The 11822-nt window shown below is 42.8% G+C and carries 11 protein-coding genes and 1 tRNA gene; 2 read left to right on the plus strand and 10 right to left on the minus strand.

Annotated features, from left to right (window positions below):
• Nucleotides 1–237: 237 nt before the first annotated feature.
• The 7 genes from ppk2 to L0P89_RS04120 form a co-directional block, all read right to left on the minus strand.
• Nucleotides 238–1038: a polyphosphate kinase 2 gene (gene ppk2, locus L0P89_RS04090; RefSeq protein WP_235267127.1), complete on the minus strand. Its 801-nt coding sequence runs from the start codon at nt 1036–1038 to the stop codon at nt 238–240.
• 337 nt (nt 1039–1375) lie between these two features.
• Entirely contained in the window at nt 1376–1669 is a 294-nt protein-coding gene (locus L0P89_RS04095; RefSeq protein WP_235267128.1) for a type II toxin-antitoxin system RelE/ParE family toxin, read from the minus strand.
• Entirely contained in the window at nt 1666–1890 is a 225-nt protein-coding gene (locus L0P89_RS04100; RefSeq protein ID WP_235267129.1) for a type II toxin-antitoxin system ParD family antitoxin, read from the minus strand. Before L0P89_RS04100 ends, L0P89_RS04095 begins: the two co-directional genes overlap by 4 nt.
• Nucleotides 1891–2131: 241 nt before the next feature.
• Nucleotides 2132–2575, minus strand: coding sequence for a hypothetical protein (locus L0P89_RS04105; protein WP_235267130.1), 444 nt, complete (start codon nt 2573–2575; stop codon nt 2132–2134).
• A gap of 125 nt (nt 2576–2700) precedes the next feature.
• Nucleotides 2701–3321 (minus strand): hypothetical protein, encoded by a 621-nt coding sequence (locus tag L0P89_RS04110; RefSeq protein ID WP_235267131.1) that lies wholly within the window; start codon nt 3319–3321, stop codon nt 2701–2703.
• Nucleotides 3322–3513: 192 nt separating this feature from the next.
• Nucleotides 3514–4128, minus strand: a complete 615-nt coding sequence (locus L0P89_RS04115) for a hypothetical protein (RefSeq protein ID WP_235267132.1) — start codon at nt 4126–4128, stop codon at nt 3514–3516.
• Nucleotides 4129–4656: 528 nt separating this feature from the next.
• Nucleotides 4657–4728, minus strand: a tRNA-Gln gene (locus L0P89_RS04120).
• 190 nt (nt 4729–4918) lie between these two features.
• Here L0P89_RS04120 and L0P89_RS04125 point away from each other — a divergent pair.
• Entirely contained in the window at nt 4919–8287 is a 3369-nt protein-coding gene (locus tag L0P89_RS04125) for a DUF2723 domain-containing protein (protein WP_235267133.1), read from the plus strand.
• A 26-nt stretch (nt 8288–8313) separates the two neighbouring features.
• Here L0P89_RS04125 and L0P89_RS04130 read toward each other — a convergent pair whose 3' ends face one another.
• The 3 genes from L0P89_RS04130 to L0P89_RS04140 all read right to left on the minus strand — a co-directional run bounded on the left by L0P89_RS04130 (nt 8314) and on the right by L0P89_RS04140 (nt 10705).
• A complete protein-coding gene (locus L0P89_RS04130) occupies nt 8314–8610 on the minus strand; it encodes a thioredoxin family protein (RefSeq protein ID WP_235267134.1) in 297 nt (98 codons plus the stop codon).
• A gap of 91 nt (nt 8611–8701) precedes the next feature.
• Nucleotides 8702–9928 carry a metallophosphoesterase gene (locus L0P89_RS04135; protein WP_235267135.1) on the minus strand — a complete coding sequence of 409 codons (1227 nt, stop codon included), beginning with the start codon at nt 9926–9928 and terminating at the stop codon, nt 8702–8704.
• Between the two features lie 54 nt (nt 9929–9982).
• The gene (locus L0P89_RS04140; RefSeq protein ID WP_235267136.1) at nt 9983–10705 is read right to left on the minus strand and encodes a copper homeostasis protein CutC; all 723 of its coding nucleotides are present in this window, start codon (nt 10703–10705) and stop codon (nt 9983–9985) included.
• A gap of 38 nt (nt 10706–10743) precedes the next feature.
• On the opposite strand from L0P89_RS04140, the gene L0P89_RS04145 reads away from it, so the two are divergent.
• On the plus strand, nt 10744–11733 hold the full coding sequence (locus tag L0P89_RS04145) for an isoaspartyl peptidase/L-asparaginase family protein (RefSeq protein ID WP_235267137.1): 990 nt from the start codon (nt 10744–10746) through the stop codon (nt 11731–11733).
• Nucleotides 11734–11822: the final 89 nt, after the last annotated feature.

Below are 11822 nucleotides of genomic sequence, written 5' to 3' on the forward strand. Positions count from 1 at the left end.
CAAATAAAAATGGAATTTTTTGAGGGATTGTCAAGATTTTGCTTTTGCCGACCCTAGTTGTTCAAATAATCATTTTATTGAACTTTTCTCAAGATACTAAAATCCGAATGATGAAATGTTTTAAAATAGGAAGGCCGCGCCTTTATCTATGGCTAAAAAATATTCCAAACTACTTACGTTATGACTATTATGTAAGGTTTTCGCTATAAAGGAATGTGATCTATTGGGTAATTACATTCAGTACTTTTCAGGCACGAAAGTTTGATATGTAATCGGAGGGCGAACATAACCTTCATGTTCAGGCAAAGCAGGCAGCTCTACCGGCGGATATTCTGTTTTTTCGTAGGGAATCTGACTAAGGACATGACTGATACAATTTAGCCGTGCCTTCTTCTTATTGTCCGCATTCACTACATACCAGGGTACCTGTTTGGTATCTGTATGGGCAAACATGTCATCTTTAGCTTTGGAGTATTCCAACCATTTAGAGCGTGACTTCAAATCCATTGGACTAAATTTCCATCGCTTCAGGGGATCATTTATCCGGCTCTTAAAACGTTTTTCCTGCTCTTCGTCACTTACAGAAAACCAGTATTTCAGAAGTATAATACCCGATCTGACGAGCATACGCTCAAATTCAGGACAGGAACGTAAAAACTCGTGATACTCATCTTCAGAACAAAAACCCATTACTTTTTCTACACCCGCTCTGTTATACCAACTTCTATCAAATAGCACAATCTCCCCCGCAGCGGGTAAATGTGCCACATACCTCTGAAAATACCATTGAGTCTTCTCTTTTTCCGTAGGCACGCCCAAAGCAACCACCCTGCATACACGAGGGTTCAATGGTTCGGTAAATCTCTTGATTGTACCTCCTTTGCCAGAAGCATCTCTGCCTTCAAAGATAATTACCACCTTCAAACCTTGAGATTTTACCCATTCTTGAAGGTGAACTAGCTCTTTAAATAAACCATTGAGAGCCAACTCGTAGCTATCTTTTTCACCATTGCTAGATTTATTATTCACTTCTCCCATATCCAAATTTAAGCAAAAACAAAGCACATAGCAGCTGCAATTATTTTTTGGATAGCATCTTACATTGGTCAAAGAACACCTCTGTAAGGCGGTATTGCTCTTTGTATAAATCTTCCTTACAGATCCTTTATTTGAACTTATTAATTTGTCTTTGAAGAATAAGCACGTAAATAATAGTGAGCAAAACGAAAAATCCAATTGCAGGAATCAGAGCATTCAACTCTATTTCACCATCAGTATATAGATATCCCAATTCAGATACTGTTCCACCCAGTAAAAGACTAATTATTGCTCTAACCCACCATTTTCTTATGACAATCATCGTTTAATTGAACTTTTAAAGAAACTTTACCAAATCCCTTCCCCCGTACAGAACTCTTACTATACGTACATATCCTTTCAATTTACGATAGAAAATTATATGGGAGACATATGGAAAACTGAAAAGGCCTTCCTTAATTTCCCTTCTATCCTTTCCAATATCTGGATTCTTGGCAATTGCTTTAAAATGGTCGTTCAGGCCAATCAGGTATTCGATTGCTTGGGAAGCTCCAAAACGGTATTCACCATATTCGAATATATCCTCAATATCATTGTCTGCTTCTTGCGATAGAACGTAGCCTTTTATCACCCGTTCTTTTTTGAAGCAATGATCTCATCCATTGTTCTGGGACTATCGGGGCCGTTCCAACCCTTCTCTATCTCGCTTCTAAGATCCTCAATGACCTTGTCCCTATAAATTCTATGCAGACGTATGGCATCACGGATTACCTCACTATTGTTCTGATATTCACCGGTCGCCACTTGTTCGGCAATATATTCTTCCTGTTTTTTTGTGAAACTGATATTCATGACAAACTTTTTATCTCACTCAAAAATACATGATTTGTCCATATTTAGCAAATATGGACATTAAACGAATCGTTTGTTTGAACTTTTATCATGTTTTAAAACCCTTGCTTTCAAAATTCCATAACAGTCTATATCAATTTTTCACCTCTAAAAATTGGAAGCACTTCTCTATCTTATGATTGCCAGCATCCCTGCCTTTCAAGGTGAAAACTAAGGCTAAACGTTCAGTATTTCACGTCTGTTATCGTATCCCGGTGTCTACATCTATATTGAGCAGCAGCGTCTCTCCTGATTTGATTGAAATTATCGCTGGCAAATTCGTGCCAAACCGATGTTGTTTTTCAAGGTCTACAAGATAGCTGCCTTCGGAAAGTTCAAATCTGTAGGTTCCATCCAAATCAGGTTGAATTTGGCCAAGCTTCGTAGATTTATCCGTTGTCCAGACTGCAATGGGCCAGGTCATATAGGTTTCTTCGGTTGGTTGACACGCGGGATCGGGTGGAAAGGTCTCCACCGGACATAGCGGACCAATGGTAACCTTTCCTGCTAAAAAGCCTTCCTCATCAACCTGTTTTTGTTGATCACAACTGCTAACGCTAACAAATAGGCAGGTAACGGCCAAAAGGACACAATTTTTATAGGCATGCGCTATACGCTTCATTACTGATGCCATGGGGTTCCTCATTTTTTGCAAGGCGTTGGGGTTTCTTATATAAAAATAGCTAAAATTACCTTTTTGATCGCCTCTAGGCGAGAAGGACATCGTTTATTTGAACTTTGGTTTAACTCAGTTCTTTATTGTAAATGGTATTATTTACATTGATCATATTCCTTAACAATTCTTGGCAAATCAGATTCACTTAAAGTTCTATTTTTCAGTTTTGTCACTAAATCTGGGCAATCTGAGAAATATTTCATTGCACTTTTGCGGAAAGATTTTGTGAACGGACCCACTTTGATCAAAGGAGTTGCTGTTCTCTCATATTTTCGAATCACATAATATTCATTGTAATCAGTAGGGTAAAACCCTGTAGAGGTCATATTGCCATTAACGTCTTGGCCTGTAAATACTTCGCTTACCATTCTTCCATATAACCTGATTTTGTTGCCCGTGTAAATTCTTTTGAACAATTGTACTTTGCTTTGTGAGGTTCTTATATATTCAAAAAGGGAAATTTCACCATCGTAACCTTTAAATATCAATTTTTGGGCACTTGTATAATCATATCTTATTGTTTTTCCTCCTTGATTTTCTTTGAATTTTATTTTTTGGGAGTTGGCAATTGCGGCTCTATTTATCATTGGTATTTGTATAAAGCCTTTGAGCGTATCATTATTTCTCAGTATCAGCTCTCCGTATTTCCAATTGTTTTGCCCATATGATGATATGATTGTCAGTAAGAAAAGCGAAAATATGGTTCTAAATTTCATTAGGGCTATTTAAATTGTTTATAATGGTAATGTGCATGATTAGTTGCACGCCGTCTGCGTTAGCAGCGGGCGAGATGGCGCGCTGGCCAAAACGGAAAATGTCCGCCTGAAACTAAAGATATTCGATTGCAGGAAATTCACTTGTTGAATTTGCGCCCGCAATTAATTATACACCGTGTTGTAAAACGTTTTCTAAAATCTTATATCAGCTACTTTCTCGTCTTTATAATAAAGTTCGTAAGCTGATTTTAGGTTTTTAGTAGGGATTCCAAAGTACAATTCACCAATTAAGTTTTTAGAACTGGCCTCACCAAAATAGACGATACTCAATTTGGGATTATCTTTTTTTCCAAAATTTATAGGTATTTCCAAATTAGAAAAACCGTCCATGTCATAATCATAAAAATAGTCTTTAACTGATTTGTCAATTGGAGGTCCGTAGGTAATAGGTTTTCCTTTTTTGTCCATTATTTCACTTTTCCGATAAGCTGGAGAATAAGCTAAACATCCGACAGGACAAGCGTAACCAACAAAATCAGATAATCTGTATCGAATCTTATTCTTGGTATCTAAAAGTGATAATGCGCTCAATTTGGCTTTATTCTCTGGTTTTGCTTTAATCTTAACTTTGATCAATACTTTACTAAACTCATTATTGGTTATTTTGACTTGACTGAATCGGAAAAGTCCTTGCTTGTCGACAGGCTTTGTTTTTTTTATCTGAAATAGGACTCCTTCTTTTGTTATAGTTTGTGAGTGAACGCCAATAGCTGCACAAAGGAGAATAATGAGGGTTATTCTTTGCATAAATTGTTTAAGTGTTTTTGATTAAAATGTTTTACAACATAGGAATATAGATCATATGGTCTTATGTGTGAAACTAAGTTAAGATAATTTCAAAGCGTTTCGAGGAGAAAATATTGTAATAATGTTCGTTCTTGTACACGTACAACAAAAAAGATTCTATTATAAATTATTGACAATCAGCATTATAAGAAAATTCTTTGTTGGCCTACCAAGACCTGCTTCGGCCACGCTCAGCATAGACTTCTCGCTCTGATTTTGTTGCACAAAAAAATCCCACCCCCAATCGGGAGCGGGATTAGCCCAACTTCGTTGGCCTACTAGGACTTGCTTCGGCCACGCTCAGCATAGACTTCTCGCCCTGATTTTGTTGCACAAAAAAAATCCCACCCCCAATCGGGAGCGGGATTAGCCCAACTTCGTTGGCCTACTAGGACTTGCTTCGGCCACGCTCAGCATAGACTTCTCGCCCTGATTTTGTTGCACAAAAAAATCCCACCCCCAATCGGGAGCGGGATTAGCCCAACTTCGTTGGCCTACTAGGACTCGAACCTAGAATGACTGAACCAAAATCAGTAGTGTTGCCAATTACACCATAGGCCAGTACCATATTCAAAAATCATCCGACTTTTGAGCGTGCAAATTTAAGACAAACTTTCATTACGACAAATAAATTTCACCAGAAACCAAGAACGATTGAACGCCCGTCAACCTGTTAAACCTTTTGCAAAAATAACAGGGCATCTGACCAATATTTGGTAAATTCGCCCCGATTGGTTAACACCACATTTCTATGTTTGCAAAGAACTTCGCCAAATGGGATACCCTCATCGGATGGGCTTCCTTTACCATCGCCTTGATCGTTTATGCCCTGACCGTTGAACCCACGGGAAGTTTTTGGGACGCCGGTGAATACATCAGCACCTCTGCCAAATTACAGGTCGGCCACCCCCCAGGGGCGCCACTGCTTCAAATGATCGGCGCTTTTTTTGCCATGTTCGCCTTTGGCGATACCACCAAAATTGCCCTGATGGTCAACTGTGTCTCAGTGGTCTCAAGTGCCTTTACCATACTTTTCGCCTTTTGGACGATTACCAACCTCGCCAAAAAACTGATTTCGGGCGACAAAAAATTTACCAACACCAAGGCCATTGCCGTTTTGGGCAGTGGTTTGGTCGGTGCCCTGGCCTTCACCTTTTCTGATAGTTTTTGGTTCAACTCGGCAGAAACGGAAGTCTATGCCGCAGCGAGCCTCATTTTGGCCCTCCTGTTTTGGCTAGGGCTCAAATGGGTCGACAATTTGCATGAACCCCGGGGCCATCGCTGGCTTTTGCTCATCTGCTTTGTCATCGGGCTTACTTTTGGCATCCATTTTATGGGCTTCTTGGCCATACCCGCGGTGGGCTTGTTGTTCTATTTCAAGCGCTACAAAACGACCACGGTCAAAAACTTCTTGCTGGCCAATATCGTTGTCATCGCCCTTTTGATGCTGGTCTACAAATATTCATTGACCTATGTCTTGAAATTATTCGGTTGGAGTGAGGTCTTTTTCATCAACAGTATTGGCCTGCCCTTTAATTCGGGCACCATTATCATGGGATTGATCTTCATCTCTGCCTTTTATTTCGCCCTGCGTTACACAAGAAAAAACGACTTTCAAACAGGGAACCTCATCGTACTTTGCCTAATGTTTCTGGTACTCGGCTTCTCGTCTTGGCTATTGCTTCCGATTCGTGCCAATGCCAAAGTAGTGGTCAATGAGAACAATCCTGAAGATGCCAGGTCGCTGTTGGCCTATTACAATATGGAGCAATACCCCGGGGTCGATAGCCCGTTCTACGGTGAATATTTCTCAGGTAGCTTTGGCGAGCCCGGTGACTATGTAGATGATAAGCCCAAATACGAGAAAGATGAAAAATTGGGCAAGTATGTGATCGTCAACAACTATAAAGATGCCATTCAAGGACCGAATCCGAAACATTTTGGGTTACTGCCCCGTATGTGGAGCCAACAACATGCCGAAAACTACATGCGTTTTTTTGGTGTACTCGATTTTCGCATCAAGGCCGAATATATTTCGAACAATGAGCTTCGCGAAGCGGTGAGGCAATTTCGTAGTGCCTATGATTCAGGCGAATTGGATACCGAACAATATCTGCGTTTTTTGAGGGAGTTTGAAGAATATATCGAAGTAGAGCCCCCCACGTTGTGGCAGAACATCAAATACCTTTTCAATTTTCAATGGGGCTATATGTACGTGCGTTATTTCATGTGGAATTTCGTAGGCCGCAAGAACGATGTGCAGGGGCGCTATGATGGCAACGGCGAATGGTTGAGCGGTATTGGTTTTATCGATGGCCTGCGTTTGGGAAGCCAAAAGAACCTGCCCCAAGACTGGCTCGACAATAAAGCGCGAAACACCTACTTCTTTTTGCCCCTACTCTTGGGCATCATCGGTATTGTCTTTCAGATTTCCAAAAATCCGAAGCAGTTCTGGGTGCTCTTCATGTTTTTCATATTTACCGGAGTAGCGATACAGTTTTACACGAATCCCTATATTTTTCAACCTAGGGAGCGGGATTATTCACTGGTAGGCTCTTTCTACATTTTTGCCATTTGGATAGGTCTTGGGGTCTATGGACTTTTTGAGGAAGTGCGAAAGCTGTTGAAACCAAAAATGGCGGCCCCGTTGACCACGATACTGTGCTTGGCAGCGGTACCCTTGTTGATGGCCTTTCAAAATTGGGATGACCACGATCGCTCTGCCAGATATACGGCACGATCTACGGCAAAGTCCTATCTTGACTCTTGCCAAGAAGATGTGGGCGCCATTCTGTTTACCATTGGCGACAATGACACCTTTCCACTTTGGTACGTACAAGAAATAGAGGGCCATCGAACCGATGTGCGCATTGTCTGTACCAGCCTCTTTGCCACCGATTGGTATATTGACCAGATGAAGCGAAAGGCCTATGAGAGTGACCCGATACCCTCACAATTGACCCATGATAAATACAGTTACGGTACACGTGATGCCGTATATTATCAAAAGGTGGATCCGATTTTTGGCAGGGAAGTCTCTGAAAGCAGATGGCTGATCAAAGATTTCATGGATTGGATAGGAAGTGATAATCCACAGACAAAGTTCAAATTCATATTAGAGAAAAGTGGGGCAGATTTGAGTGAATACCCTGAAAGCAACCTTGACGTGGTATACTACCCGACAAATAAAATCAGGGTGCCCGTGAACAAGAAAAATGTACTTGAAAGCGGTCTGGTGAAAGAAAAAGACAGTGCGCTCATCGTCGATTATATCGATATCGACCTGCCCAGGAGCGCCCTTACCAAGCAAAGGATACTCATGCTCGACCTTTTGGCCAACAATGATTGGAAACGCCCCATCTATTTTTCTGGCGGAAGCTTTGACAATGGCGAGTACATATGGATGAAAGATTACCTTCAATTAGATGGTCTTGTTTACAAGCTGGTGCCCATAAAAACCGAATACCAAGGGGTGTTTGAAATGGGCCGAATAGACAGTGATCTGATGTACGATATCGTGACGAAGTGGGAATGGGGCAATTCTGGCAGTTCAGCCATTTACCATGATCCGCAGACCCGTTCGCAGGGGCTGTCGTTCAGGGGTAACCTGGCACGCCTTTCAGAACAGCTTATCGACGAGGGAAAAATCGAAAAAGCCAAGGAAATCATTGAAATGGCCATGACCAATATGCCTGTCGAACACTTTGGCTTCTATGCCTTTGTAGAGCCATTTGTCGATGGCTATTACAAAGTGGGCGAGACGACCAAGGCACGCGAACTGTTCAACAAGCTAAAGACCATATACCAAGACCGTTTGGCATATTATGCAGGGGTTCCGTTGGATGAGCAGTATGAAAACATTGAGGACATTCTGGGCGATATGGAAGCCTACCGTCGCAATATTGATATTCTCATTGAGAATATGGACCGTGATTTTGCCGAAAAGGAAACATTGATCTTCAACGAATATTTGGAACGATTCACACAATTTGCCCCTTCAGAGCGGGAGCTATTGCAAGAACCCGAGCCCGTTCTCGATAACCAAGATACCCTTGATACCCTAACCGTAGAGGGCGCAGCAGTTGAAATGGATACTGCCACAGCACCCATCGAGGAATAATAAGGCCCTTGTTTTCGAAGAAATGATTAGATGTACTCGTTGAGAATGCCGATGAGCGTGTTGGCATCTTGCTCACCGCTTTGGCGCCAGACCATCTCTCCTTTTTTGTAGATCATCAAAGTGGGCAGCCCCTTGATACGAAGGGCCTGTGAAAGCTCTTTGTTTTTATCGACATCGATTTTGATGACTTTTCCTTTGTCGCCCAAAGCCGCCGCCACATCGCGAAGAACAGGATGCATCGAAGTAGATTGTTCGTTCCATTCCGCATAGAAGTCCAATAGCACAGGAATGTTCTGATCGATAAGTTCACCAAACTTTGACATAAGAAACGATTTGGTTTTCAGGCCAAAAGTAAGAAAAAATGTTAAAGTTATACGTGAGGTCAGGCGTTTGAAGCGTTGATTGTCGTTAAATTCACGTTAAAGATTTCTTCTTGAGCGTTATCACCGAAATTTCGGGCCAGATTCCCACACGCCCCGGATAGCCAATAAAGCCAAAACCACGGTTCACATTGATGAACTGCCCCAATTCTTCATACACACCTGCCCAGTATTTGTAGCGCCACTTCACGGGGCTCCATTTAAACCATCCGGGTATCTCGATACCGAACTGCATGCCATGCGTATGGCCGCTCAACGTGAGGTGGTAGTGGTGTTCATCTTGAATGACCTCCTGCTCCCAATGTGAAGGATCATGGCTCATCAATATCTTGAAGTCATTGCCGTTGATTTTTGCCGTTGCCCTTTTGAGGTCACCAGCTTTTTTGAACCCCCCTGCTCCCCAATTCTCTACCCCCACCAAGGCAATGCGCTGCCCTTCTTTCTCTAAGTAGCGATGTTCATTCAACAAAAGGTCAAAACCCATATTTTTTTGGAGTTGCTTTAAATCTTCAAGGTTCTGGGCTTTGGCATCCTCGGTCTCCCAAGAGATATAGTCACCGTAATCATGGTTTCCCAATACCGAAAATTTACCGTCAGGGGCTTCGAGGGTAGCGAACAAATCTTTCCATGGATCCATTTCACTGGCCATATTGTTGACCATATCGCCCGTGAACAAGATGACATCGCTTTGCTGTTCGTTGATAAGGTCGACACCGTACTCAATTTTTTTGCGGTCGTCGAAACTGCCACTGTGTATATCTGATATCTGGGTAATCCGGTACCCGTCAAAGGCATCTGGCAAATCGTCAAATTCAAGCTCGTACTTCAGTACTTTATAATTGTACTTGCCCTTGTACATGCCCCAGAGCAGGGCACCAAACGGCAGTGCTGCAATACCTAGGGCAACAGTGCTCAAAAAACGCCTTCTTGCCGGTAAGCTGAATTCTTTCTGGGTCACGAAGATTTTTTGGTATGCGCCGGTCACCAACCTAAAAATATCCTCAGAAAACAAAAAGATGATGGTGATCAATTGAAAAGAGAGCATCGCTATCAAAAATCCGAAAGCATAACTTTTGGGCTTGGTGAGCACCCTACCAGGGCCGCCCCATTGAAACTGATAGACAAAGTTTCCGATGATCAACAAGGCCAGTAAGATAAAAAGATAGTGTATCCATGGTTGACGTATCGCGGTCTTTATGGCCTGAAGCGCATAAAACGCCAACACGAGGTAAACGGCAATAAAAAAAATCCAGCGAATCATAGCTCTTTTTACAAATATATTTCATTCATGGGCAGCACTTGCCCTTTTACCACACTATTTGAGTGCCTGAACAATTTGACGAACGGTCTGTACATTCGTTACAGCTACCTGTGTTTCGTTCAAGTGTTTTTGCGAATTCATGGAGATTTTGTCTTTTATGGAAATCGCCTCACCGAATGAAGAGCCCGATAGGTGCAGGGCCCGTAACCCTGCCACTTTGAATTTCTTGGCATTATCGGGATGTATGCCCCCACCGGCCATTAAGGTCATGTTTTTGGTGGACCCCTGCCATGATCTTAATTTTTTTAATCCTTTATCGGCCGTGGCTTCTTGGCCTGAACTCAACACGGTATCAACTCCCGTGGCCTCAAGTTGTTTGATGGCTTCCTCCGGATTCGAAACCCAATCAAATGCCCGGTGAAAGACAAACTTCAATGGCCTTGCCAAATCGACCAACTCTTTGGTGCGTTGCACATCTACGGAAAAATCTTTGTTCAAAACTCCTGAAACGATGCCTTCAACACCCAATTCTTTACAGAATTCGATATCTTGTCCCATCACCTCGAACTCCGTTTTGGTGTAGGTGAAATGCCCGCTACGGGGGCGCACCAATACATGCACGGGAATCCGGACTTTTTCTTTGACCTTTTTGATGAGCCCATACGAAGGGGTAATGCCCCCTACACCAAGTTCAGAACACAGTTCGATACGATCGGCTCCCGCGGCTTCGGCATTGATTGCCGATTGCAATGAATTTGCACAGACTTCTATGAGCATTTGGCTATATTTAGCTCCCTAAAATAAAAATCCATTTCATGAAACGACGAAAGTTTCTCAAAAATTCAACTACGGGTACAGCGGCACTGGTCGCTACCCCTTTGATGGTTTCCTGTAAAAATGAAAAGACCACTGCTTCACTTTCAGAAAGCGACCAAGTACCCATCAAACCCATAGCTGTCTGCACCTGGAATTTTCAAAATGCCACTGCCAAGGCCTGGGACGTATTGAAAATAGGGGGTTCGGCCCTTGACGCCGTTGAACAGGGCGTTATGGTCGAAGAAGCCGATGTGACCAACGAAACGGTCGGTAAGGGCGGTCGGCCCGACCGTGATGGCCATGTGACCCTCGATGCCTGTATCATGGACAAAGACGGTAATTGTGGGGCCGTGGTCTATCTTAAGAACATAACGCACCCCGTTTCCGTGGCCCGCAAGGTGATGGAAGAGACCCCCCATATCATATTGGCGGGAAAGGGTGCCGAAAAATTTGCCTACGAACAAGGATTCAAAAAAGAAGATCTGTTGACCGAAAGTACCCGAAAACAATATGAAGAGTGGAAAAAAACTTCAAAATACGAGACCACAATCAATATTGAGAACCACGATACCATCGGCATGTTGGCCATCGATAAAAATGGTGATATCGCAGGGGCCTGTACCACAAGTGGCATGGCATACAAAGTGGCAGGTCGCGTAGGCGATTCGCCCATTATAGGCGCAGGGCTCTATGTCGATAACGAAGTGGGCGGAGCCACTGCCACCGGTGTCGGTGAAGAGGTCATTCGCACCGTGGGCAGTTTTTTGATCGTCGAATTGATGCGGCAGGGCAAATCACCCCAAGAGGCCTGTGAAGAGGGCGTCAGACGTATCATGAAAAAAAATGAGGGCCGTGAAGATTTTCAAATCGGGTTTTTGGCCATCAACAAGCAGGGCGAAACAGGTGGCTATTGCGTGCACCCCGGTTTCAGTTACCAAAAATATGACCCAAGTGGCCATGGGAATGTTGTTTCCAATAGTTTTTATTAATCGAATACATCTTCAAAATGAAATCAGGTGAACTGATCAAGCCCTTTTCTTTCAATGATTGAGAAGTTGGGGTATTTCAAAAAACTTAC

The organism is Muricauda sp. SCSIO 65647 (assembly GCF_021534965.1).
Classification (GTDB): Bacteria; Bacteroidota; Bacteroidia; order Flavobacteriales; family Flavobacteriaceae; genus Flagellimonas_A.